Here is a 26329-nt window from a genome sequence, read left to right on the forward strand (position 1 = left end):
ACAACTGCGGGGTAGGCCGTGGCCGGGAGACAACTGGCAGCACCACCGCCAGCTGGCTCCTGGCTGTAGGCAATCCCCCACGTGCCTGCGCGGGTCTAGAAAGCAGACACTCACTAACTTCAGTCCCCCAACAACCAGTCGAGCAACGCCCCAACAGAATGACGTGACCAACGATGCCACCCACTCTATAATTACGATCAAAAAATCCTGCCGCTCTTTCTTCCATTGTACCGAAAGAAAAGAGAGACAGGAACCGTTAACCTTTATTCTTTTTTACCCTCACCATGCACACTAGAAAAACTTCTGAAGTCGTCCTCCACCTTCCGCGTCAACCTGCGCTCAAACCATTTCCCTACCAACCACAGCAAGAAAATCACGACAAACATAATCAGCGTACGGATCGGTTGCGTGACGAGTGCGCGCACATCATAGCCGATAAACGTAATCATCATGATCATCACGAGCTTCCCAAGCATCAAGACAAACAAGTAATTCTTCTTGTTCATATTCGACAAGCCCGCGACGAGATTTACCAAAGCGGAAGGCGTAAAGGGAAAGCAAATTAAGACGAACAACGGACCGAAGCCATTACGCTCTACCCATTGAATCAGTTGTTGTACTTTTTTGGGACGGGTCAAGAACGAGAAGAACTTGTTGCCACCAAATCTACGGACGAGCAAGAACACGACATACGAACCCGCTACCGTTCCAGCCCAGGAAAGTGCAAAGCCTAGCCAAAAACCGAATGCGATGGCATTGGCGATTACAAAGACGAAGAGCGGCAGAAACGGTAGGAATGCTTCCAAAAACGTTGGAATTAACCCCATAAAAAAACCTAGCGCCTCATACTGCTCTGCTAGTTCCTCCACTTTATCAATTGATAGCCATTCATTCATCGCCAACACCCTCACTGATTTCATAATTTTTAGTCATAATGCTGTAGAATTTGTTGAATTATAGTATACTAGCTCCAAGATTGGTAAAAGAAAGATGGGCTGCCTAATGAATACAACCTTTTCCCAAGGCCTGAAAGCAGGGTCGAGTATTGCCATCGGCTATTTTCCCGTTGCGCTTACGTTCGGACTGCTCGCAAAAACGACTGGCCTCTCTATTATTGAAGCAACCGCAATGAGTCTATTCGTCTACGCAGGAGCGGCTCAATATATGGCGCTCAGCTTACTCGCAACCGGCGTTGCTCCGTGGCTCATAGTGACGAATACATTTATTGTCAATATCCGGCACTTCCTCATGACAGCTGCCCTAAGTGAAAAAGTGGAACCTGCGCCAAGATGGAAGAAAGCGATCTATGCGTTTGGTATTACGGATGAAACATTTTCTGTTCTCGCCACGCAAAAGAATCGACAGATTACGACCGCTTTTGCATTTGGTGTTGCCTTGATTGCCTATAGTAGTTGGGTGATTTTCACAGCAGTAGGTCACGTCATTGGGGCCAACTTACCACAGTTTCTACAACAAGCGATGTCTGTTGCGCTGTATGCAATGTTCATCGGTCTGCTCGTCCCGTCTATGAAAGGCAATCGTAAAGTGGTGTTGCTTGCAGCGATTGCGGCAGCTATTCACTGCGCGCTCTATTACACGCACCTATTATCAACGGGCTGGTCGATATTGGTAGCGACGCTTATGTCCGCTATATTTGTTGAGATTCTATATGTAAAAAGTACTAAAAACGTCGAACGCTTTACCGAACAGAAGGAGGTAAACTGATGGGATCTACTTATTGGTGGATGTTACTCGGCATGGCCATCGCCACGTATGTGCCACGAATGATTCCGTTAACCATTCTTGATGGCAAGGAATTACCGCCAATCGTCAGTGGCGTGTTGCGCAATATTCCCTTTGCAGTACTCGGTGCACTAATTTTTCCGGCCATTATACATATCCAAGATGATATCCTTTTCGGTATACTAGGTGCCGTGATAGCGTTCGCTTTAGCCTTCATCGGCCTCGACGTGATGTTTGTTGTGATTGGTACAATTGCGGCGCTCGCTGTGTATAGTTTATTTTAACTCTTATTCTCACTATTCCCCAATACCTAGACGATTAAAACAGCAACTATCTATTATTCGTAACAAAAAAGCGGTTTTCAAAGCATGTATGCTCTTTGAAAACCGCTTTTCTTCACTCCTCGGCTTGATTCAGTCGCGCGTTTTTCACCATGCGCGACGCAAACCAAAAACCTACTGTTAGTGATACAGCATCCGCCACATACAACATCCAGTTATGCGTATACCCTGCATAGACGGAAGCTGCAATGAGCGATACTGTCAAAATTAATCCAACGACGTGATGAAATGTCACGCGCGTAAAAAACACAACTAATATCCCTGGCAACAACATCGCAAACATCAACTTCGTTTCGAAATCATGCATATTGTTCTCCCCTTTTATCGCACAACGACAATACCTAGACGGAAGTGATCGTGACGGAACAGCACTTGTTGCTTCAAACGTACTTCTTTATCGCGGCCGATAACTTGTAAACGACAGTGTGCAGCATTGACTTGGATCGCATCATACAGTTCATCTTCATTATGAATCGAAATCCCGTTCACCGACTTGATCAAATCACCTGGGACAATGCCCATTTTCTCTGCTGGTGAATCGGCAAGAACCGCTACTACATAGACACCTTCTGATTGAGGCACTAACAATACTTGCTTGTTGCGTTCTGATAATGAAATCATAGCGCTCAACAAGACACGGCATAAGGCGCCCGCAAGCAGTGCCGCCCAACCAAGTACCGGCATCCAAATCGCGCCAATACCTACCACCACGACAGCTACACCGAGCCAAGCGATTGCTTTCCCCATCTTAGGGAGTAGTACGTCTGGGAACGTAGATCGCACTAGTTGAGAGAATCCGATCACTAGAGGAACCGGAATGAATGAAAACTGCTCTGAGCCTAACGTGAATTGCGGCCAGTATGGAGCAAATTCCGCTACCATATGTCCAGGTACTAAAAATACCACTGGCACGAGCCAAAGTAACTTCGACTGATAAATTGCACCACGCATTCCGCGCTGTGTCGGAACGAATGTTGGAGACGTATGACGCGCCGCATGACGACGAACTAATAAGCCCTCCGAGATTACTAGTAATCCTGCAATAATCGGTACCGTTATAGCTAATGTACCGAAGAAGTCCAGGTCTTCCTGAACAAACCATGTGCCGATTGAGAAGTCTCCCGCAAATCGATCCAATGCCCATAGCGCAAAAAACGCAATCGTTGCATAGTAGATCGGTGATGCTAGTTTGTAGGAGAATGATACAATAACGAGCAACATGACGATGGATAAAATGATGATCCAGTTAAAGTCGACGATTAACCCTATGCCTGCGATTAGAATCGATAGGACAAAACCGTGCAACCAACCTACAGAAAGAATGTGTTTCATTTCAGTGGAACCTTTGTTTATACCCACATTGAAATCTGTCCGCTCACGGCTTACTCGTTTACTACCCAGCATATAGGCAGCTACTAAAGCAATTAGCCAGACTGGATTCAGAAAAAAGTAAAGTAATGCATCTTTTAAATTAAGTAATAGTTCGCTAGACATCTTCTGTCACCTTTCTCGCTTGTCTTTACAGCTCTTTTCTTCATTGTACAAAAAAAGAAGGAAAATAGCGAGAGAGTTCTTAAGGAAGTTCCAAATTAAGCTAAATTGCACAAAGAAAAAAGAGGCCGTTCGCGCGTGTCCCGTTACCAAGACCTTGCCGAACCGCCCCTGCTATTATTTTTCCAGTTCATTGACGAGGAAATCGACCGCCATCCGCAACTGTTTGTCGTTCTTTGGCTCTGCTCGATATTCTTCCGCAGCTGTTTTTAAAGCCATGAAAAATTCTCTATCCATATCATAGCCTTCCTTAATTTCATACTCCGTACGGAATGACTGTACGGCTTCTGCTGTTTCACGATCGAAATAGCCATCCGTTCTGCCTGGGCGATGATCAAATGCTTTGAGCATGCGTTGCGCATAAGCGACTTGGTCATTGAAATGCCCTTCCTTCATCGTGTCCGTTACCATCTGTAAGTGCTCCGTGAATAAGGTGTTCTGTTTGACTTCAATATCTGCTGTGACCCCTTTGCCATGAATCCATTTCTCTTTAGGCGTCAGCCATTTACTTGTCGACAGCTTCAATTCTCCGCCGTTCGATAATTCCATCGTCTCCTGTACCGTTCCTTTTCCGAAACTCGTCGTGCCGATAATCTCGCCACGTTTCAGATCTTTGATCGCTGCACTCAATACTTCACTCGCCGATGCGCTGCCGACATCTTGTACGACGACAATCGGAATTTGTTTCAAGCGTTCATGGAATGAAAGATTCTCGTCTTTCTCCGTTGAGACAGGTGTTAAATTCCCTTTTGCATCTTGCATCACGACGAACGTTCGATCTTCTTCCAATAGACTACTGGAAATTTCGGATACAGCCTTCAAATAGCCGCCTGGATTTCCACGTACATCAATGATGATTGCCTGAGCACCTTTTTTAATGACGTCAGACGTAGCCTTTTGCCACTCTTTGGATGTCTCTTCACCAAACATGCTTAGCGCTATGTACCCGAGCTTAGCATCCCGTTCTTCAATCAGGTGATGCGATACAGACTGCACGGGCATATGATCGCGTGTGATCGTGTATTCCATATGCTTATCCGCTTCAGGTCGGAAAATGGTCAACTTCACTTCCGTCCCTTTTGCACCGCGTATCGTATTGACTACATCGCGTAAAGTTTCATTGGCCAAACGCTCGCCATTGACACGTACAATTTCATCATACGGCTGTAATCCCGCCTTTTCTGCAGGGCCCCCTTTAATTGGCGCTACGATAATATACTTGCCGTTCGTCCGTGTTACTTCCGCACCAATCCCTACACGTGATCCCGCGAGTGATTCCCGGTGAGACTCCGCTTCTTGACCGGTCAGATACGTCGAATACGGGTCGCCGATTGTATCGGTCATTCCACGCAACGCCCCTTCAATCAGCTCGTCCTTCTTGACTGGGTATACGGCTCTCTCCTGAATCTTTTCAAACACCTCATCCACTACAGGCAACTTACTGATCGACTCATTCTTTACAGCTTCCTGCTTACCACAGCCGTTAAGCCATATGATGCCGATTAGTAATAACACCCCCACCAAAAAAAGCCTGCTCTTACGCATTCATAACCTCCTCCTCTCTTCACTATATGAAGGGAGACAAGAAGTTACGACACGAGAACAGACTCTTTTTTCAGTCCATGGAATCGACTAATTCATTCAATGTTTTTTCATCTAATGGTCCAATGACTTTTTGTGCAATGCGCCCTTGCGTATCAATCATATACGTTGTTGGCATCGACATCACACCATATTTATGTGTGACTTCCGCCTTTTTATCTAGTGGAATCGGGAAGCTTAATTCATACGAATCTACAAACGTTTCTACTTCACCTATACCTCGTCTCTCGGATTCCGTAACGTTGACAGCGATCAGTTCTACTTGGTCTTCATCCGTCAGTTTCGAATAAAAACTTTCCATATGCGGCATTTCTGCTTTACATGGAGGACACCATGTTGCCCAGAAATTCAAAATAACCTTCTTTCCTTTCAACTCGGAAAGCGTCACTGTTTCGCCTGCAAGTGTTTCAAGTGTAAAATCTGGTGCAGGTGAATATTGCTCCAAACCTTCCTCTTCCCCTTGCAATGCATTTTCTGGATTTACTTGTGTGATCGGTGCTTCCACAGGATTTTTCTGTCCAACTGTATTTTGCACCATGATGAAGATCAATGTACCGATCACGAGTGCCGTAATCATATAGCCAAGCGTTTTCTTACTCACTCTACCTCTTCCTTTCCACTTATCGGTTGCGCCGTAGCTCGCTCTACTCCCCACATGAACAAACCGATGAAAATAGTCGTGATGAATGCTGTATTCAGTAAATTTCCTTGAATAGCGGATACGAGAAAATGAACCGCTACCAAGACAAATGCAAGTTCGCTCACTGTATTGATTTTCTTTTGTTCACTCCACCACGACAATGCAAAGACCGCGACAAATAAAAGAATCGTTGTGCTTTTCACTACCAAATTACCTTCATTTAGAAAGGCCATAGCGATTTGATAGATAGCTTGCCAACAGATCAACGCAAGCAATAGCGTCCATTTATCGATACGCTTCCACTTCTCTTTATATACTTGTCGGAGCATCCATAATCCGGCTACGACTAGCCCGAGTATCCAGCCTACTGTTCCCCCGTGGAAATAAAGAATGGACAGTGGATTTTTTATAACCATAGAGAAATCAGTTACTATCACAGATACCTTCCAAATGATCACGACATTGAAAAATAGATCACCGACTCGCGCGCCATGTACTTTACCAAAGTATAAGCGAATGAAAAGATAGGTCACTAGGAAACCCGCAATGAACGCAATCCATGATGACGGCATCGTAATCGAACCGATTGGATAGTACTGCGTAACCGGCATCGTCAATCCCCCTATTCTTTCTATGAACGTATGAAAACCCACCTTTTCAGGCAGGTTTTCATTTCATGCTATATTAAAAAGAAACGTAATGCAAAGGGTTGACTGCACTAGGACCTGTGGCAGAGAAGTTTCCTACGTGCACTTCAAAATGCAAATGTGGACCTGTAGAGAAACCTGTCGAACCGACCGCTCCAATTAATTGACCTTTATCGACAGATTGTCCTGAGCTAGTACCAACCGTTGAAAGGTGCCCATATACAGTCGTCAAAATTTGACCTTTCATGGAGTGCGTAATCATGACCACATTACCGAAACCTTCCATACTACCCGCGTACGATACGACTCCATCTCCTGCTGCTACAACCGGAGTTCCTGTCGGTGCGCTTATATCCATTCCACGGTGTTGCTTTTTCACTTTCGATATCGGGTGAGTCCGCCAGCCGAATCCTGAACTAAAACTACCCGTTGTCGGCTTTGTCCAAGACCCGCTTGAAACAGGCGGGGTGGCACTTGAACTTGAAGAGGCACCTGCAGAAGCACCTGAACGACTAGAAGCTGCAGCCGCTGCTGCTTCCGCTGCCAATCTTTCCTGCTGTAACTTGTGCTTTCTTGCCTGCTCTTTACGAGCGACTTCCGCTAAACGATTTTGTTCTGCGATAATTTTCTTTTCCAGTTTTGAACTGAATGCTACCGTTTCGCTATATTCTTCTTCTAATGCGCCTTTTTCACCCGAAAGTTTTTCTTGGCTTCTTTCGAGTTCTCTAACTACATCTCTTTTTTCAAGCTTTTGGTTATGCAGTTCATCTTTCATTGCTTGAATTTTTTTCTTGCGCTCTTCTTGTTCAGCTAACTTCTCCTCAACAAGCTTCTTTTCTTCTTCAAGCAACGCCATATCATCTTCTTGTTGTTGAATGATTTTTCGGTCTGCATCCATCAATGTAGAAACTGCCGAGAAACGGTCAATGAAATCCGCGAAACTGTTAGCGCCAAGAAGTACGTCCAAATAACTGACTTTATTTCCCTTGACTTGCATCACGCGAACACGCTCACGTAATACTTCGTCTCGCTGTTGGATCCGAATCTCTAATTCTTTAATAGAAGCTTGAAGTTCTTCAATTTCAATTTTGGTCTGATTCATTTCTGCAATGATCCGATCCATGTTTTGATTGGTCTCTTCAATTTTGTCATTCAGTTTTTTGATTTGAGTGACCAGCACATCGACTGCTGACTGCTTTTCCTGTATTTGTGTCTCTTTTTTCTGGATAGTAGAATCTAAATTTTTCTTCTTCACTTCTGCTGCATTTTTTTCATTCTGCAAATCTTTCAGAGAGTCCGCGAATACATCTGCACTGCCAACCGTTGTGGTAAGCAAACAAACCGCAAGGACACTTGAAATGATTCTATGTCTTTTTATCAAATCCGAGTTCTCCCCTTAGTAAAAATTACGATTTTAAGAATTTCCTAACTGACATGAAACTACCCCAGACGCCAATAAAGACGGCAACGAATAGCAGTAAAAAGTTTAATTGTAATAGGAACGGGTTAGGATCGAGCAAATGGAATAATTGGTTTTGCAAACGTCCTTCCCAGAAATCATACAATTTCGAATAAAATATCGTCATGAGGGTCATCGGAAGAATCGCACCGAAGATTCCAAGCCACACGCCTTCAAGCATGAAAGGAATCCGCACGAAACTATCTGTTGCACCGACCAATTTCATAATATCGATTTCAGTTCGTCTTGCCACAATGGTAAGTCGAATCGTATTCGATATGAGGAACATGGCCGTAAACAGTAACGCCAATATTAAGCCCAGTCCGATGTTTCGTCCTATTTTCAAGACGTTGAAAAGTTTTTCTACCTTACCTTCACCGTACTCTACGTCAAACGTATACGTGTACGTGGCGATTTCATTTGCGATGGATGCCGTGTTTTTCGGATCATCCGCTTTGACATATAATGCATCACCGAGGGGATTGTCTTGTTTGTAGAGCGCTAACTCATCACCGAAAGATTGAATCATTCGCTCCAATTCCTGTTTTCTTGAGGAATACTTGACTTCGGCAACACCTGGGGTCTCTTTAACTTCCTTCAATAGATCCTGGACTTCTTCTTGACTAGCTCCTGGTTCCGCGACTACTTTGATTTCCACATCATTTTCGATGTTGTCAGCCAATTGATTTAAGTTCATCATGATGACAATGAAAACGCCAATCAATAATAAAGTCACGGTAACAGCGCTTACCGATGCAAAGGTCATCCAGCCGTTTCGACTAAGACTTTTGAAGCTTTCCCGTATATGACGTCGTACTGTTCTAGATTTCATTGGAGTATTCTCCTTCGTTCTCATCTCGTGTGATGAGTCCGCCTTCGATCTGTATCACGCGATGTGGTTGATTATCCACAATATCTTTATTGTGTGTAGCCATAATGATCGTGGTGCCTTGTGCATTTATCCGTTCAAAAATCTTCATGATTTCCCATGAAGTCTCTGGATCTAAATTTCCTGTCGGTTCGTCTGCAATGACAAGCTTCGGTTGATTGACGATCGATCGTGCAATCGACACGCGTTGCTGTTCTCCACCTGACAGTTCATTTGGAAACATTCTCGTTTTCTTGGTGAGCCCTACTAATTTCAGCACTTCTGTCACTTTTTGACGAATTACGCTCGGTGATTCTTCGATTACCTCCAGCGCATACGCAATGTTTTCGTAGACAGTCAGTTTAGGCAGAAGTTTAAAATCCTGAAATACTACGCCGATTTGTCTTCTCAAATAAGGGACATCTCGTCTATGCATCTTTGTCAGTTCCGTATTGTTAAAGTAAATCAATCCGCTAGACGGGACTTCTTCACGATACATCATTTTAATGAACGTGGATTTACCTGCTCCGCTTGGCCCGACAACATACACAAACTCCCCTTTTTCGATTTCGACATGAATTCCGTTAGAGGCTACAACACCATTCGGGTACTTTTTGTATACATTTTTCATTACAATCATACATCATAACCACCTGAATTTTGTTTTTCTCTCATATTCGCCATTTTTATTATAGCATGGGCTTTACTCTATCATGTATTACAGTTATGTATCAATTGATCAAGCAAGCGGAATAGTAAAAAATAGTAAATTTTACGGATTTATGTACAAAAAAAGATCGTCTCCAAGAAAATCTTGGAGACGATCGGAATGTTCATTATTTCTTTTCAGCTAACCAAGCAGCAACTGCATCTGCTTCTTCGCCTTGAATAATACCAGGAGGCATAGCGCCTTTACCGTTAACGATCACGTCGTGGATTTCTTCTTCAGAAAGTGATGCACCAATTTTATCAAGTGCTGGACCTGCTCCACCTTCTAAGTTTCCTCCGTGACATGACGCACAGCTTTGTTGTACAACTGCTTCTGCATCTACATCAGTAGTAGCTGCACCGTTGTCGTTTGCAGCATCGTCTTTTGGTGCAGCGTTATCGTCGCCACCACCACAAGCGCCAAGAACTAGTGCCGCTCCGAAGAGTGTAGCTAATAGTTTGTTCTTCATGTAATACCCTCCCTTTTATTAAAATTTTTCTAACATAAGTAGTATACCAAATATCCATCGATTTATGGTGAATAGTGATGACAAAGTTACAAATTATCAAGGATAATCATGGTTTTCGTCTGTTACACCCCATAAAAAGACGGTTTGGTAGTAAGTACATATATAGTATTGACCAAATTTCTAGTTAGTAAACATTAAATTTGGTCACATGATTAAAATAGCGAGGAAATTCAGCGTCTACCACGGGATTTAGAGTGAATAAAGATAACTCTTTGTCATAGTCTGTAATATTGTAACCTCTTTGTAATATTCCACGTGTAATTGTGACAAGAGTTCACATACAGAAACAATTATAAGACACGTTTTCATTTAAAGTAACCATTTTCAATTTAAACAAGAGAAAAAACTCCATGAATTTTTTTATAAAAAGTAAGCAAAAGGGTAATGTTTTATCATTACCTAAATCCTTCATTAAATACACAAGTATCTTATCTTTAAAAATTAACAGCCAAGCCAACTGATTATGAACTGTACTAATTGCCACTCACTTACATTGTAGGGATTTACGCGTAGGAGGGGCGATTCCCAGAGGATCAGCTCACCGCGAGCCCTCAGGAGAGCGTCCCCTCCGGAGTGTAAATCCCCCACCCCAACAGCCACGCCAGCCTCTCTACTCAAAATCCACAATGAACATACTCTCATTAATTAAAAAACAGCCGAACCAAGTCATTAAAAAATGACCTGCCCAGCTGCCTTTATATGATTAAGATATTCTTGAACGCAAATACGCATTGATAAACTGGTCGATCTCGCCATCCATCACAGAACTAACGTTACCCGTCTCCTCATTCGTACGGTGATCTTTCACCATCGAATATGGATGGAAAACATAAGAGCGAATCTGACTACCCCAACCAATTTCCTTCTGCTCGCCACGGATATCCGCCAAGCGTGCTTCCTCTTCCTCTACGCGAATCTGATAAATCTTCGCCTTCAAAAGATTCATCGCACGTTCACGGTTCTTGATCTGTGAACGTTCAGTCTGACACGTAACGACTGCACCCGTTGGAAGGTGAGTCATACGCACAGCAGAGTCCGTCGTGTTAACGTGCTGTCCGCCGGCGCCACTTGAACGATACGTATCAATCTTAATATCTTCTGTCTTTAGATCCAATTCGATATCGCCTTCAAACTCCGGCATCACTTCAATGGAAGAGAATGAAGTATGGCGTCTACCGGAAGAGTCAAATGGTGAGATACGAACGAGTCGGTGTACACCTTTCTCCGCTTTCAAGTAACCATAGGCATTATGCCCTTTGATTCCAAGTGTGACCGACTTTACGCCAGCTTCGTCACCTGCTTGATAGTCGAGCGTCTCAACTTTAAAGCCATGGTGCTCTGCCCAGCGCGTGTACATACGAAGCAGCATCGATGCCCAGTCTTGAGACTCGGTGCCGCCTGCGCCTGAGTGTATTTCAACTACTGCACTATTTTTATCAAACTCATCGCTTAATAACATTTGAAGATCGAATTGATCCATCTTCTTTTTGAACTCTTTTAATTCGGATATCAGGTCGTCTTGTAACTCTTCATCTGCTTCTTCACGTAGCAGTTCAAGCGTCATCTCTAGATTTTCTTGCGTATCACTCAACTCGTGATATTCGCCTACTACATCTTTTAATGCATTTGATTGTGAAATAACTTTCTGAGCTGCATCTTGATCGTCCCAGAAGCCTGGCTCCATCATCATTTCATCTAACTCCTGCATGCTAGTCTCTTTGTTTTCTAAGTCAAAGAGACCCCCTGAAGTCCACTAATTTCTTAGCGGTTTTTTCTAACTCGTTGCGAACATCGGATAATTCCATCATAATTGTTTCCTCCTGAGTGGTTGTTTCTCGTTATGCTTTGCCGTGACAGTTCTTATACTTCTTGCCACTGCCACATGGACAAGGGTCGTTGCGGCCGATATTAACAGTGCGTCGGATTGGCTTTTTAGCAACCGGCGCGCCATCTTCTTTCGGATTGTTCGCTTGACCTTTTGCTACTTCTTCGCGCTCCAAGTTATTGCGGATTTCTGCCTTCATGACATACTTCGTTGCATCGTTTTCGATGGAAATTAGCATATCTTCAAACATCGCAAATCCTTCTGCTTGGTATTCACGAAGTGGGTCACTCTGTCCATATGCACGTAAATGAATTCCGTTACGAAGCTGGTCCATCGCATCGATATGATCCATCCACTTGGTATCAATCGCACGCAACAAGACAACCTTCTCAAATTCACGCATACGCTCTTCGGACATTTCTTGCTCTTTCTCATTATAGCGCGCAATAACCAATTCGTGAATAAATGTTTGCAACTCTTCTGGTGTTTTACCTTCTAAGTCTTCGATCGTCACAGTATCCTCAGCTAATAAGTTCGCTTCCAGATAGTCTTTCAACCCTTTAGAATACACCGTATTGTCTGCCGTGTGGATCGCCACTACGCGTTCAATAACGGAATTCAACATATTCTCAAGAACTGGGCGAATATTTTCTGAACCAAGTACTTCATTACGCTCTTTGTAAATCACTTCACGCTGCTGACGTAGTACATCGTCATACTGCAATAAACGTTTCCGTGAATCAAAGTTATTCCCCTCTACCCGTTTCTGAGCAGATTCAACTGAGCGTGATACCATTTTCGACTGGATCGGTGTTTCATCGTCCATACCGAGTTTTGTCATCATGGATTTCATTTGTTCAGAACCGAAGCGTCGCATTAATTCATCTTCTAATGAAAGATAAAATTGCGTAACACCTGGGTCACCTTGACGCCCTGAACGTCCACGAAGCTGATTATCAATACGTCGTGACTCATGCCGCTCCGTACCGATGACCGCTAAACCGCCAACGTCCTGGATATGATCACCCAGTTTAATATCCGTACCACGACCAGCCATGTTCGTTGCGATCGTTACGGCACCTCTTTTACCAGCGTCTAGAATGATTTCGGCTTCCCGCTCATGATTTTTCGCGTTCAAAACATTATGCGGAATGCCGTATTTTTTCAAGAAAGCGGAAATAATTTCTGACGTTTCAATCGCTACCGTACCGACGAGCACCGGTTGGCCCTTTTCGTGTCGATCTCGAATATCTTCCGCTACCGCTTTATACTTTCCATCCATCGATGCAAAGATCAAGTCTGGACGGTCATCACGAGCAATCGGTTGATTGGTTGGAATCGCGATAACGTTCATATTATAAATGTTGCGGAACTCTTCTTCCTCTGTCTTCGCTGTACCCGTCATCCCGGACAACTTTTCATACATACGGAAATAGTTCTGGAACGTAATCGTCGCAAGTGTCATCGACTCGTTCTGAACTTCAAGTCCTTCCTTCGCTTCAATCGCTTGGTGCAAACCGTCACTATAACGGCGGCCTTTCATCAAACGTCCTGTGAAGGAATCGACGATGACTACTTCGCCTTCTTCTACCACATAGTCTACGTCATTATGCATACTTACATGCGCTTTCAATGACTGATTGATGGCGTGGTTGAGCGTCACGTGTTGCAGATCGAATAGGTTATCAATACTGAACGCCTTCTCAGCCGCTTCAATACCTTGCTCCGTTAACACAACACCTTTAGTTGATTCATCGAATGAATAATCTTCTTCTTTTTTCAGCGTGATCACAAAGCGATTGGCTAAGCGATATAATTCCTGTGCTTTCGCTGCCTGACCCGAAATGATCAGCGGCGTACGTGCCTCATCGACTAAAATGGAGTCGACTTCGTCAATTACGGCGAAGTGAAGTGGGCGCTGTACTTTATGTTCATTATACAGCACCATGTTATCACGCAAATAGTCGAAACCGAGTTCGTTGTTCGTGCTGTATGTTACGTCCGCTTCATACGCTTCACGCTTCTCTTCTTTACTGAGACTGTTCAAGTTCAAGCCTACGTTCATGCCGAGGAATGAATACAACTGCCCCATCTCTTCCGCGTCACGGCTAGCCAAGTATTCGTTGACTGTTACTACGTGGACGCCTTTGGAAGTCAGTGCATTTAAATAAACGGCGAGTGTAGAAGTCAACGTCTTCCCCTCACCGGTCTTCATCTCCGCGATATTCCCTTCGTTAAGAGCCGCAGCACCCATGATTTGCACACGGAATGGGTATAACCCAAGCACACGGCGGGAGGCCTCACGCACGACGGCAAACGCTTCAGGTTGCAAGTCTTCGATTGTTTCGCCTTGCTGGTAACGCTCTTTGAATTCGTCTGTTTTCGCTGTCAGTTGTTCGTCTGACAGTTTTTCCATATCGTCAGCCAATAGTTCTACTTGATCGGCAATTTTCTCAAGTCGTTTTAGGTCACGTTTGTTTGGGTCGAACATTTTATTCAATACGCCAAGCATTTATTGTCACATCCTCATAGCTTCATCAATTAGCAGGACGCGCCTGCCAGTTGTAAGTTCGTTGTCTAGGTATTTTTGAGTCACAGTCCATTTTAACATTGTAAAAAGCTAGGTGCAAATGGTGCGCTGTATCATTTTTCCTAAGTTTGTCTTGGGGAGGGTGACTTAGTGTTGGGGTAAGGGATTGGACAGGTTGTGGCTGGCGGTGGTGTTGGGGTGGGGATTTGCGCTTCGGAGGGGACGCTTTCCGGAGGGCGGGCGGTGAACCACACCCCTTCGCTTCGCTCGCAATGCAAGGAGTTGATACTTTTTATTGCGCATTGAAGTTATGGTTGTGATTAATGTTGAACTTTAGAGGCTATGAGCGGTTATCAAGGTTCTATGATCACTTAGATGAATCTATGAGCACTCGTGGCGTCTGATAGAGCGGACAGTGTGTGCTATAGAGCGCAAAAAGTGTTCTATGAGCGCTTAAATGGATTCTATGAGCGGAAATTGGATGTTGGAGCTTCAATCCCCCTCCCCCAACACAAATTCACTCACTATTCCCAAGCACTTGCCCTTGAACTTAAAGATCTTAACAAACGTAAACAAGTTCAAAAACAAAAAAGCCCAGCCGAAGCTGGACTTTTCGGGTTGCTTATTAGTTTGTTTCGATTAGGCCGTATTTGCCGTCTTTACGCTTGTAGACAATGTGTGTGCCGTCAGAATCTGCATCTGTGAAGATGAAGAAGCTGTGGCCAAGCATGTTCATTTGAAGAATTGCTTCCTCTTGATCCATTGGCTTCAAATCGAACTGCTTCGTACGTACTACGTCGAACTCCGCGTCGTCTTCAGGCTCTTGAGTATTATTGCTTTCAACTGACTGGAAGAAAGCAGCTACGCCTTCGCGCTCACGTGATTTACGATTAACACGTGTTTTATATTTACGAATTTGACGCTCTAGCTTGTCGACGATTAAATCAACCGCTGCATACATATCGTTGTGACGCTCTTCTGCGCGAAGTGTCAAATTCTTCATTGGAATCGTAATTTCCACTTTTGTTTGCTTATCACTATAAACTTTCAAGTTAACATTAGCTGTAGCGTTTACACCTTCTGAAAAATAACGCTCAAGTTTTTCAACTTTCTTTTCAACGTACTCTCTGATCGCCGGAGTTACCTCGACGTTTTCACCGCGAATATTGAAGTCTAACATATGAACTCCTCCTTTATTTAAACCATCACTACCTTACTTCTTCATAGTACCCGTAAAACCCTTTCTAAAACTTAAGAAAAATGCAGAATTGTAAAGAAACTTCGGTTTTAGGTTGATATTACTCAGTTTCTTTCTTTTTGCGGGCATGATGTTTTAATTCTTCCGTGATCAGCGTATCCATTTTTTGATCTTCCCCAAACTCGAATCCATACTCAAAGCCAAATTCGGTTTCATTTTTCCAAGCTACGTTCCCTAAAATTTCAAACGGATGCTGATAGATCGTAAATTCTAATTGCAGTGCAAGAATTTCTGAACGGACAGGCAAATCTAAATGCGTCACGAACTTCACTCCACCTGTGCTGATATCCAAAATTTCACATTGTCCTTCATTGGACAGGCTTTTCTCTTCGTTATTTAGTTGAATTCGAAATGTGGCCGGTATGTAAGGTTGGAATGTATACCGAAAGTAATCATGGCGATTATAACGCATAGGATTATTCCTTTCTTTGAATACCTATATGTAAAAAAACCGAAAGAGATTCCTCTCTTCCGGTCATCAATGCTTCGAATCGAAATAGGCACCGTCTTGAGACATCTTACCGTATGGATTTACATAGCTATTCATGTTTTCTTTTTTTGCTTGGGATTGTGAAATATTTGTACGAATCGCATGTGTGAAATGTTCCAGACTAGTCTGTACATCTTTCTCCAAACGAATTAGTTCCTTACCAAACGCATCTTCTTCTGCTGTAAAAGGCTGGACTATTTGTGACTGCAATACATCACGTTCATTCAGTATCTTCTCAATTTGTTCAATGACGTCATCACGCTTTTCTTCATCTTCTACCTGTACAAGCGTGATCAATTGAAGTGAACGGTCACGCCACATGGTCATTGCAGGTCGGATCATATTTCACTCACGTTCGAATATTGTTTCGAACGATTGATCTGGATGACTTGTTTCCACGTATCGCGGAATTCTGTAATAATCCCTGCCGCTTCTTCAAACATTGCCGGATCGTTTTGGATATTCCCATCGATCAAGCGGCTATTAACGAATTCATACAGAACGAGCATGTTTTTCGATACGTCGTAGGATGTATCCAATGTCAACATCAATTCAGTCACAATAGCTTGCGCTTTTTGGATTGCAATATTTTTTTGCTCCAAATTACCTTTAGCCAGCTCCATCTTTCCTTGCTGAATAAATTTAAGACATCCGTTGTAAAGCATTAAGGTTAACTCGCCAGGGGTTGAAGTCGTCACCGTATTTGTTTGATATGCTGCATAAGGGTTGTTAGTAGCCATTTATGTCATTCTCCTTTTTCTAGCTAAGTTGCGTTACATGCCGCCGCCAAGTGAACTCATTAACGCTGCAGACTGGGAATTCGCACGCTGGATTGCTTGTTCCATCGCGTTAAACTGCTTATAGTAACGACTTTCCATCATCTGTAGCTTCGTTTCAAAACGCTCAATTTGTTTGTCCATGTTTTTTATAGAACGACCGAGAGCAAATGTATCGTTTACAGCAGTAGAACTACCTGCTTTTACTGTGATCTTTTTTTGTGCGTCTTGTAATTCTTTACGATACTGTTGAGCTATACCGTTATCTTTTCCACCGATTAAATCATAGACAGCGTTTGGATTTTCTGAAATTTTAGCACGTAGTTTATCTTCATTTATTGTTAATTTACCATTGTCTAAATAGTTTTTGGAAGTTTCGATACCTAAATCTTTCAGACTGATTTTAATTGGTTGTCCATCTTTATCAACACTCTTACCATCTTTATCAGTCGTGTTTACAGTTGTAGACATAATAGAGCGTAAATTATTTAACATAGAAGAAAGTGCTGGATCACCTTTTAACGTACCACTCATCGCTTTTTCTTCCCATAGCTCAACTTCCTTTTCTTTCATATCGGCTTTTTGTTCAGCTGATAGTGGATGGAAGGACTTGAATTGTTTTTCTTTGATTTTACTGTTAAGTTTTTCAATCATTTCATTATAGTCATTAACGAATTCCACTACTGATTCAAGAACTGTATCAGTATCTGTAGAGGAACTAAATGTTACTGGGGATGTTGTAGTCTGTTTCAGTGAAACTTCAAATCCATTTATAGTGAATGTGTTAGAAGATCGCGTTGTTTCTAGACCATTAAAGGTGAATTTTGCATCTGCTCCATAGGATGCTCTAGGTCCATCAGGTTCTAAAAGAGGAACTAATGCACTGGGATTATCAGGATCAAGTGGAGTCGGAGCATTTAATTTTAGATTCTCTACTAGACTGGTTTCACCTGAGACTTCAATTAGTCCTTTACCGCTATCTTTGGCACTCATCGCAATTCTACCAGTTGCCGAATCGTAAAACGCACTAGCACCTGTTTTTTCATTAATCTGCTTTAAAACATCACTGAGTTTATCAGAAGATTTAATTGTTAGCGATGTAGCATTGTCATCTCCAGGCACTTTAATTGTCAAGGATTGATCTTGATCGCCCGTAAAAAGTCCAAGCTCTTTCAAGGACTTGTTCTGGATGTCTTCCTCTTTAATTTTATCAGTTCCGCCACCTTTAAGCACACCACTCTGTAATGTCGCCTGCGTAGCCAATTGTTTCACTTCAATCGTACCCGAAAAGTCAGATGTAGAACCTTTTGCTGTAATACTAACCGCTTTCTCATCAGACACACTAACATTTTTCTTCATATACGTACTTTGCTTCATAACCGTATCAAATAGCTTGTCGCTTGATTTTCTTAAGTCACGGTTCGTGGAACGATAGTCGTCCAGTTGCCATTGTGTGTATTGTTTCTTTTGTGTAATTTTATCAAGAGGAAGTCGATGCGCTTTCATCATGTCTCTGATGATTGATTCTGTATCGATTCCTGATGCCAATCCACCGATTCTCATCGTGCCTCACACCTTTTTAATTAAATTTTATGATCGAGTACTAATCCAATGAAGTCTTTCATTGCTGCGTGTATGTCGAGCAATTTTTTGGTAGTATTTCCCGAACTACCTCTTCTGTTTCAGGGTCCACAATCGTTACGTACTATTCATTCGTTATGTCTAGTATCGGATTAAAATACGGGATGTTAAGCATCGCCACAGTTTTTCTTCTATAAATTCCTAGCTGTTTTACATTTTAGCTATTCATGACGAATTAAAAATCCCTACTTTTTTCTTTGGCTATAAATAAATATTTTCAACGTTATGAAAATCAGACTATTAGAACAGTCGAAAGTAATGTATGATAAGAACAATCTATAAGAGTAAAGGAGCATACACCCATGTTTCATTCCATTAAAACGAAAATGATTCTTCTTGTCCTCGTGCTAGTTGCTGGCGGAGTTTTGACCATGACAGGGATTAGTAGCTGGTTAGTCAAGGAGCGGACAGAGGAAAACCTTACAGAATCGAGTAGTACGCTGCTAACTGAAATGAGTGCTTCTATTGAAGCGGATTTGCAGCAATACAGTAAAGGGTTAGAGTTGCTGACCGATTCTTCGGACTACACGAATGCTTCCGCCACAACAGGCGAGGCAGAAGTTGCGAAAGCACTCCAAAACACATTAGAGACGTACCCTGACGTATCCAGTACATATCTTAGTTTTGCGACCAAAGAAACGATGATTCGTCCTTACGTGGATTTGACAGAATTTGATCCCACTACACGTGAATGGTATCAAAATGCGGTAGCAGAAACAGAACAAGTGCATTGGACCAAACCGTATATTGACGAAGCGACAGGTAATTTCGTCATTAGTGCTTCAAAAGCCGTGATGAACGGCAATGAATTCGTGGGTGTAGCGGGAATTGATATTCAGTTATCGACCATGTCCGAAGGGATCTCCGCGACTGCTATTCCACATGATGGGTATGCATTCATTCTCGATGCTGAAGGAACGGCTATCGCTCACCCTTCACTCGTTGGAGAGAATGTCATGGATCGTGATTATGTAGCTAAAATGTACAAAGAGCCAGCTGGCCACCATACGTTCGAGCAAGAAGGTGTCAAAAAGGTCGATATGTTCACGACCATTCCGAATTTCGACTGGAAACTGGGTGTCATCTATGATCAGAAAAACATGCAGTCACTGGCAACAGGTTTACGCAACGTCATGATGATAGCGGCTGTTGTGACATTGGCCGTACTTGCGATCATCCTATTCATCTTCATCAGCCGAGTATTGAAACCGATTTTCCGTCTACAAGAGACCGTGCAGCAAGTAGCGGACGGTGATTTAACGGTTAGAGCCAACATCCATTCCAGTGATGAAATTGGAGAACTTGGTAAAGGTTTTGATCAGATGCTCGACCAAATGAACGGTTTGATTACGACCGTGACACATTCCGCTTCCAATGTACTGGCAAGCTCACAAAACCTAAGTGCGGTATCCGAAGAAACAAATGCGACGAGTGAAGAAATCGCAAGTGCTTTGGCAGAAATCACTAGAGGGGTTGTCCAGTCTGCGGAAAACGCAGAAACGGTAACTACTCGTGCTGAGTTATTGAATCAGCAAATTCAAGAAGCCAATGATACTGCTAGCGAAATGGCAAGCTTGGCTACAGAAGCTGTAACCTATAACGCTGAAGGCCGTACCCAGATGAGTATTTTAAGCTCTTCATTCAATAACTGGAATCAAGACTTGCAACAAATGGGCGGCATGATCGGATCATTAGAAGACAAAGTGAAAGCAATCAGTTCCGTCATTGACGCCATCACATCGATCTCTTCCCAAACCAATCTGCTCGCGTTAAACGCTAGTATTGAAGCGGCGAGGGCCGGTGAACATGGTAAAGGCTTTGCGGTAGTAGCAAACGAAGTCCGTCAATTAGCAGAACAGTCCGCGAGATCAGCAGAACAAGTACGTTCTACGATTCATGAATTACAGAATGGCACGCAGCATGTCATCGAGCAAATGGACAATACGCGCAATACATTCGAACGCCAAAGCACCGTCGTACAAGACACAGAAGGAATTTTCGAAAGTATTTCTAGTTTCATTGGCGATATGCAATCCCGAATCAATCAAGTTACTAGCGCACTTCAGGAAATGGACGTCCATAAAAACGATGTGTCCGAGCAAATTCAAATTTTATTGTCGACGACAGAACAATCGGCAGCAGCTTGTGAAGAAGTAAGTGCTTCTTCCGATGAACAACTTCACGCAATCGGCTCAGTTGCCGAAGCGGCCGAAGCCTTGACTCAGTTGAGTGAAGACCTAAGTTACGCTGTGGAACGATTTAAAATCTAACAAGATCCGCCTCTCCTTTTTAAAGGATTGGCGGATTTTTTTATAAAAGCCAAGGCACTCTGAGAATCTCTGCATAGAATAAGGGTAGTTCCACATTTGGAGGTGAAATCAATATGGGAGAATCAGTTAAAGGATCTGGGTACGGTGGCGGTTATGATGGTGGCTTCGGCTTTTCAATGATCGTTGTTCTGTTTATCTTATTGATCATTGTCGGTGCAGGATTTATGGGTTACGGTTGCTAATTACTTAAAAAAACTGGAGGTGGAGACATGTTTGGATTTGGTGGATATGGACACGGTGGTGGCGGTTACGGAGGATCCGGTTGTGAGAGTACTGGATCGTACGGCTCATGCGGTTCTTACGGAAACGGATTCGCATTGATTGTTGTACTATTTATCCTTCTCATTATTGTAGGCGCCGCTTGCCTATAAGTCTTTAAAAAGAAACCTGTCGATTTTTCGACAGGTTTCTTCATTTTTCTTTATAAAACAATGAACATATAGGAATTTTAGCCGATAACAAGTTAGGTACAATATAGCATCACACATCTAAGAAGGAGCTGAACACGTGTTACGGTCAATAAAAGCAAAGATTATCTTAACCGCTATCATTTTATTCATTCTAGGTATCGCATTAATGACTTGGATGACCAATGAACAAGCGAAGAAACAATCCATGGTCAATGCTATGGATTCAAGTAATGCAATCATCGGTGAAATGAGTTTCGGTGTTTTCCACTTTATGGACAAGTATGAAAAAGGCTTGGCATTGTTGGCGACGACCGATGCCATCACAGAATTCACTGGAGAAAAAGGAAAAGAAGTATCTGTTAAAGAAATAGAGGATCGTCTACAAACTTTCTTGTCTATGTATCCAAGTGCAGATGCCGTTTATTATTCATTGACATCCAAATATACTGTCATCAAGCCGGATGATGATTTAACGGATTATGATCCGACGACGCGAAACTGGTATCAATTAGCACAAGAAAATCCAGACAACGTGCAATGGACAGAGCCGTATTTGGATGATACAACGAATCAGTTTGTCATTACTGCTTCCAAAGCCATCATGATCGACGGTACGTTTATCGGTGCTCTTGGACTGGATATTGAACTGAGCGCATTAACAGACGAAATAGCAAGCCGCGATATCGGATATAACGGCTATCCTGTGCTACTCGACGATCAAGGACTGGCTATCGTTCACCCTTCTAAAACAGGAACGGATGTAACAAACGAAGCTCAATTCAAAAAAATGTATGACTCGGACAGTGGCGTCATCGAATATACCGATGATCAAGGGATCGACAAGCGCAATATCTATACGACAATTCCCGAGTTTAACTGGAAAGTCGGCGCAATTTATGAAGAGCACGATTTAAGTGCGATGGCACAGTCATTACGTAATTCTATGTTGATCATTGCACTCATTACGTTGATTCTCACATTCGTCGGTCTATTTATTACGATCAGCCGTATGTTGAAGCCACTCGAGACAGTCAAAGGTTTGATGGCCGAAGTATCTGGCGGAGATCTAACAGTACGTTCAGATAATCAGAGTCCAGATGAAATCGGTGAATTAAGCCGAGATTTCAATCACATGGTGCAAAACATGAACGACATTATCACAGTCGTCCACACATCAGCAGACCATGTCCGATCGAATTCCGAAAGCTTAAGTGCCGTATCCGAAGAAACGAGTGCCGCAAGCAATGAAGTCGCAATGGCTGTCGGAGAAATTGCACAAGGTGCCGCGAAATCTGCCGAAGACGCAGAAATCGTTACAGAACGCATCGACCTTCTCGGTCAAGAAATTAATGAAATTCGAGAAAAAACAGAAGTTATGCTAGATATCGCGACACAAACTGGTATTCAAAACACCAATGGTCAGCGACAAATGCACGCACTGAAGACTTCCTTCACGACTACTGGTAAAACGCTAGAAGAAATGTCCACTGACATTGATTCACTAGGCGGAAAAGTACAAGCGATCGGTAGTGTCATGGAAACGATCATGAACATTTCCAAACAAACCAATCTCTTAGCGCTCAATGCAAGCATTGAAGCAGCTAGAGCTGGCGAACACGGCAAAGGATTCGCAGTCGTGGCAGAAGAAGTTCGCACACTCGCTGAACAATCCGCCCGTGCCACAGACGATGTCAAAGTAACAATAGAAGAATTACAAAAAGAATCACATATCGTCTCGGAACAAATGCAACAAACAATCAACACATTCCGCGAACAAGGCGTAGTCGTCGGAGATACGGAAAACACATTTGAAGAACTCTCTTCACTGATGGACACAATGCAAGAATCGATCCATACCGTATCAAATGAAATCCAGTTAATTGCCACACATAAAGATGATGTGTCCATAACTGTTGAAACGATGTCCGCCACATCACAAGAAACCGCAGCGGCCTGTGAAGAAGTTAGCGCATCATCAGAAGAACAACTCCGCGCAATCCAATCGGTTACAGAAGCTGCCGAAACATTGACTGAACTAAGCGAGAAGCTATCAGAAGTCATTGCACAATTTAAAATGTAATTTATTTTAGGGAAGACCCTCGTGATGTAGTGACGGGGGTCTTCTTTTTATATTTGTGTGATCGCTCATAGTTGTGGTGTGAGTGCTCTATTGGGTGTGGCATGACATTCGCTCATTATTAAAGCCCGACCGCCCTATCAGACGTGGCTATGACATTCGCTCATACTTACCGCGTGACCGCTCTATCCAACGCGTTATCCGATCACACTTACAGCTTGACCGCTCTATCAGACACGATATCCGATCATATCCACCACCCGAACGCTCTATCCAACATGCTAGCCGCTCATTCTTAAAGCCAGACTGCCGCTCTATCAGACGTGGCTATGACATTCGCTCATACTTACCGCGTGACCGCTCTATTCAACGCGTTATCCGATCACACTTACAGCTTGACCGCTCTATCGGACACGATACCCGATCATACCCACCACCCGAACGCTCTATCCAACATGCTAACCGCTCATTCTTAAAGCCCGACCGCCCCTATCAGCCGTGGCTATGACATTCGCTCATACTTGTCGAGTGAGCGCTCTATCCAACGCGTTATCCGATCATACTTACAGCTTGACCGCTCTATCAGACACGATATCCGATCATATCCACCGTCCGAACGCTCTATCCAACATGCTAGCCGCTCATTCTTAAAGCCCGACCGCCCCTATCAGACGTGGCTATGACATTCGCTCATACTTACCGCGTGAGCGCTCTATCCAACGCGTTATCCGATCATACTTACAGCTTGACCGCTCTATCGGACACGATATCCGCTCATATCCACTACCCGAACGCTCTATCCAACATGCTAACCGCTCATTCTTAAAGCCCGACCGCCCCTATCAGCCGTGGCTATGACATTCGCTCATACTTACCGCGTGAGCGCTCTATCCAACGCGTTATCCGATCACACTTACAGCTTGACCGCTCTATCGGACACGATACCCGATCATACTCTCCGCTCGACTGCTCTATCAAACACAATAACCGCTCATACCCACAAAAAAACCGCCCTACGACCAATTAAAAACAACCAAATTCTATCAACTTCCACCAATCAAACCACTTCGTTTCCCCTAACAAAAGCACCCATTTCCCCCAAGCAAAACGAGAACATGACGATTCGATATCTCCTTCAAAACTTTCTATTATATAGATACCCAGGGAATACAAAGTGTCGTGCACGGCCTGAAGAGGTCGCTTGAATGGAAAACAGGAAGAATGAAAAATTTGAAGAAGTTATGGAACAATATGAACCGATGATCTCAGCTGTCATAAGAAAACTACACATCTATTGTGATTTCGACAACTTCCGCCAAACCGGACGCTTTGCACTTTTTCAAGCATGGACGCGCTTTGACGAAACGAAAGGAAACTTCACTCCGTTCGCCTACCGCTCTATCTATGGTGCTATGCTTGACGATTTGAAAAAAGAAAGCCGGTTTAGCGATGTGAACACATCAGTCGAAACCGAAACGTTAGAAAATCTAGCACAATACGACTTCATGGAAGACCCAAACAATGCACTACACGAAATCATCACCGCGCTCCCACCAAAAGAACGCGAACTACTAATCAAACTATACGTAGAAAACAAAACCCAAGCGGAATGCGCCACGCACTTCAGCATTTCAGTTCCAGGAATCAAAAAACGTCGAGAAAAACTACTAAAAAAACTGAAAGATCAACTCACTGCCAAACAAAGCTTAGAAAACTAAACAAAGGCAAGAGCCGCCCCAATGGGTAGCTCTTGCCTTTGTCTTTATGTATGATTCTATGTTAGATGACGATTTCAGTTGAACGTAAGTGGAAGACAACACCCCACTCTTACCCCTTCCACTTCCGAAACCCACGACGCTGCGCAAAACGCGCGCAAGACGAACAAACCTTGATCTTCTTATCATTTGGCAAATAATATCCCTGATAAACAGACGTCCGTTTCTTACAATATTCACACTTCGGCTTAAAGAAATCAAACAACATACTCTTCCCTCCTGACCGCTCATGAACATAGTTCCCAACCAAACGATTCATAATTATACTGATTATACCACCCCTTTAGACAAAACAGTGAATATTTCACAAATCCATTCGACAGAAAAAGCGCTCCTCCTAAGAGGAACGCTATGTATCACTCTATTTACTCATCCGATATCTCATAATTCCCACGCTTATGATTCTTTCGGATCAAATACGTCTTGTAACTCTTCCTCACGCCAAGCGCCATTTGTGTGAACCTAGCCGTCAGTCCATTCTTCAACATGCATGACCGCTGGTATCTGCTCTGGAACACCGAATAACTGCAGTTCACAGTGAACACATTGCCATCGCGGAATATCACTTTTGTATGTTCTTTATCGAACGGCAAGAACGTGAGGATATGTGACAATGAAAACCACACACATTCATTACTTGAAGGCGATTTACTAGGAAATAAATAGATATCCAATCGCTCATTGACCATCACGGGCGTCATGTGGATACTCCCCATCAACGCCTTGCCACCGTCGATCCCACCGCGCAAACTCGTTCCGTAAAATAGCATACTCAAGTCCACTACCTCGGTTGGACTATGTTCCACTTGTACAAAATCACCGTCTTTCAATAACACCGCACATAACTTTCCTTCATCATCATAATACGGATAGACCATACTCGTCCCCGGTGAAATTACTGACTTCGTTTCCTCATTCATGCCCCATTATCCCCCTTTTTTATAGAAACACCTTTCGGTTAGTGGAATAAAGGGGTATACTAACGGTATGTTGGTATACACCAGCTACTAAATCCTCGAGTCTGTCTCCCATGACATGAAGCACTCGGGGATTTTCTCTATCCACTAGGTAACGCATTAATTTCTCACCTCCCTTCAGTTGACGCACAAAAAACAGGCCAATAAACAG

Annotated in this window: 24 protein-coding genes and 1 pseudogene; 7 read left to right on the top strand and 18 right to left on the bottom strand. The window is 43.3% G+C overall.

What is annotated here, in order from left to right; translation table 11 throughout:
* Positions 1 to 263: 263 nt before the first annotated feature.
* Complete coding sequence (locus CSV68_RS12495; protein WP_099634905.1) at positions 264 to 896, bottom strand: TVP38/TMEM64 family protein; 633 nt, start codon at positions 894 to 896, stop codon at positions 264 to 266.
* 106 nt (positions 897 to 1002) lie between these two features.
* Here CSV68_RS12495 and CSV68_RS12500 point away from each other — a divergent pair, with 106 nt between their 5' ends.
* A complete protein-coding gene (locus tag CSV68_RS12500) occupies positions 1003 to 1725 on the top strand; it encodes an AzlC family ABC transporter permease (protein ID WP_099634904.1) in 723 nt (240 codons plus the stop codon).
* Complete coding sequence (locus CSV68_RS12505; RefSeq protein ID WP_099634903.1) at positions 1725 to 2027, top strand: AzlD domain-containing protein; 303 nt, start codon at positions 1725 to 1727, stop codon at positions 2025 to 2027. Before CSV68_RS12500 ends, CSV68_RS12505 begins: the two co-directional genes overlap by 1 nt.
* Before the next feature lie 112 nt (positions 2028 to 2139).
* On the opposite strand, the gene CSV68_RS12510 is transcribed toward CSV68_RS12505, so the two are convergent.
* From CSV68_RS12510 to CSV68_RS12585, 16 genes are all read right to left on the bottom strand, one after another.
* A complete protein-coding gene (locus CSV68_RS12510; RefSeq protein WP_029052497.1) occupies positions 2140 to 2391 on the bottom strand; it encodes a CsbA family protein in 252 nt (83 codons plus the stop codon).
* A 14-nt stretch (positions 2392 to 2405) separates the two neighbouring features.
* Positions 2406 to 3578: a PDZ domain-containing protein gene (locus tag CSV68_RS12515; protein ID WP_099662297.1), complete on the bottom strand. Its 1173-nt coding sequence runs from the start codon at positions 3576 to 3578 to the stop codon at positions 2406 to 2408.
* Positions 3579 to 3752: 174 nt separating this feature from the next.
* Positions 3753 to 5180, bottom strand: a complete 1428-nt coding sequence (locus CSV68_RS12520) for a S41 family peptidase (protein WP_099634901.1) — start codon at positions 5178 to 5180, stop codon at positions 3753 to 3755.
* A gap of 70 nt (positions 5181 to 5250) precedes the next feature.
* Entirely contained in the window at positions 5251 to 5838 is a 588-nt protein-coding gene (locus tag CSV68_RS12525) for a peroxiredoxin family protein (protein ID WP_099662298.1), read from the bottom strand.
* Complete coding sequence (locus tag CSV68_RS12530) at positions 5835 to 6488, bottom strand: hypothetical protein (protein ID WP_099662299.1); 654 nt, start codon at positions 6486 to 6488, stop codon at positions 5835 to 5837. Before CSV68_RS12530 ends, CSV68_RS12525 begins: the two co-directional genes overlap by 4 nt.
* Positions 6489 to 6561: 73 nt before the next feature.
* Positions 6562 to 7905, bottom strand: coding sequence for a murein hydrolase activator EnvC family protein (locus CSV68_RS12535; RefSeq protein ID WP_233192921.1), 1344 nt, complete (start codon positions 7903 to 7905; stop codon positions 6562 to 6564).
* 25 nt (positions 7906 to 7930) lie between these two features.
* Entirely contained in the window at positions 7931 to 8815 is an 885-nt protein-coding gene (gene ftsX / locus CSV68_RS12540; protein ID WP_099634898.1) for a permease-like cell division protein FtsX, read from the bottom strand.
* The gene (gene ftsE / locus CSV68_RS12545; protein ID WP_099634897.1) at positions 8805 to 9491 is read right to left on the bottom strand and encodes a cell division ATP-binding protein FtsE; all 687 of its coding nucleotides are present in this window, start codon (positions 9489 to 9491) and stop codon (positions 8805 to 8807) included. Before ftsE ends, ftsX begins: the two co-directional genes overlap by 11 nt.
* Positions 9492 to 9687: 196 nt before the next feature.
* On the bottom strand, positions 9688 to 10029 hold the full coding sequence (gene cccB, locus CSV68_RS12550; RefSeq protein WP_099634896.1) for a cytochrome c551: 342 nt from the start codon (positions 10027 to 10029) through the stop codon (positions 9688 to 9690).
* 763 nt (positions 10030 to 10792) lie between these two features.
* Positions 10793 to 11894 (bottom strand): peptide chain release factor 2 gene (gene prfB / locus CSV68_RS12555; protein ID WP_099634907.1). Its coding sequence is split into 2 segments (ribosomal slippage): positions 10793 to 11821 and positions 11823 to 11894, totalling 1101 coding nucleotides; the frame shifts between segments, so codons are not numbered across the junction.
* 33 nt (positions 11895 to 11927) lie between these two features.
* Complete coding sequence (secA, locus tag CSV68_RS12560) at positions 11928 to 14426, bottom strand: preprotein translocase subunit SecA (RefSeq protein WP_099634895.1); 2499 nt, start codon at positions 14424 to 14426, stop codon at positions 11928 to 11930.
* A gap of 643 nt (positions 14427 to 15069) precedes the next feature.
* On the bottom strand, positions 15070 to 15624 hold the full coding sequence (gene hpf / locus CSV68_RS12565) for a ribosome hibernation-promoting factor, HPF/YfiA family (RefSeq protein ID WP_099634894.1): 555 nt from the start codon (positions 15622 to 15624) through the stop codon (positions 15070 to 15072).
* 118 nt (positions 15625 to 15742) lie between these two features.
* The gene (locus CSV68_RS12570; protein ID WP_099662300.1) at positions 15743 to 16114 is read right to left on the bottom strand and encodes a PilZ domain-containing protein; all 372 of its coding nucleotides are present in this window, start codon (positions 16112 to 16114) and stop codon (positions 15743 to 15745) included.
* A 66-nt stretch (positions 16115 to 16180) separates the two neighbouring features.
* Positions 16181 to 16534: a flagellar protein FliT gene (fliT, locus tag CSV68_RS12575; protein WP_099634892.1), complete on the bottom strand. Its 354-nt coding sequence runs from the start codon at positions 16532 to 16534 to the stop codon at positions 16181 to 16183.
* Positions 16531 to 16932: a flagellar export chaperone FliS gene (gene fliS / locus CSV68_RS12580; protein ID WP_085133016.1), complete on the bottom strand. Its 402-nt coding sequence runs from the start codon at positions 16930 to 16932 to the stop codon at positions 16531 to 16533. Before fliS ends, fliT begins: the two co-directional genes overlap by 4 nt.
* Before the next feature lie 33 nt (positions 16933 to 16965).
* Positions 16966 to 18531, bottom strand: coding sequence for a flagellar hook-associated protein 2 (locus tag CSV68_RS12585; protein WP_099662301.1), 1566 nt, complete (start codon positions 18529 to 18531; stop codon positions 16966 to 16968).
* Positions 18532 to 18911: 380 nt separating this feature from the next.
* Between CSV68_RS12585 and CSV68_RS12590 the strand changes: the two genes are divergently transcribed.
* The 5 genes and pseudogenes from CSV68_RS12590 (at position 18912) to CSV68_RS12610 (ending at position 25144) form a co-directional block, all read left to right on the top strand.
* The gene (locus CSV68_RS12590; protein ID WP_099662302.1) at positions 18912 to 20879 is read left to right on the top strand and encodes a methyl-accepting chemotaxis protein; all 1968 of its coding nucleotides are present in this window, start codon (positions 18912 to 18914) and stop codon (positions 20877 to 20879) included.
* A gap of 113 nt (positions 20880 to 20992) precedes the next feature.
* Positions 20993 to 21121, top strand: a complete 129-nt coding sequence (locus CSV68_RS12595; protein WP_083035222.1) for a YjcZ family sporulation protein — start codon at positions 20993 to 20995, stop codon at positions 21119 to 21121.
* 111 nt (positions 21122 to 21232) lie between these two features.
* Positions 21233 to 21310, top strand: a pseudogene (locus CSV68_RS17455) (YjcZ family sporulation protein); the annotation flags it as partial.
* Between the two features lie 136 nt (positions 21311 to 21446).
* Positions 21447 to 23429, top strand: a complete 1983-nt coding sequence (locus CSV68_RS12605) for a methyl-accepting chemotaxis protein (RefSeq protein WP_099662303.1) — start codon at positions 21447 to 21449, stop codon at positions 23427 to 23429.
* A gap of 1202 nt (positions 23430 to 24631) precedes the next feature.
* A complete protein-coding gene (locus tag CSV68_RS12610; RefSeq protein ID WP_099662304.1) occupies positions 24632 to 25144 on the top strand; it encodes a sigma-70 family RNA polymerase sigma factor in 513 nt (170 codons plus the stop codon).
* A 422-nt stretch (positions 25145 to 25566) separates the two neighbouring features.
* Here the strand turns inward: CSV68_RS12610 and CSV68_RS12615 are convergent, their stop codons facing one another.
* Positions 25567 to 26121, bottom strand: coding sequence for a competence protein ComK (locus tag CSV68_RS12615; protein WP_099634886.1), 555 nt, complete (start codon positions 26119 to 26121; stop codon positions 25567 to 25569).
* Positions 26122 to 26329: the final 208 nt, after the last annotated feature.

Origin of the sequence: Sporosarcina sp. P29 (assembly GCF_002743265.1) — a bacterium.
Lineage (GTDB): Bacteria > Bacillota > Bacilli > Bacillales_A > Planococcaceae > Sporosarcina.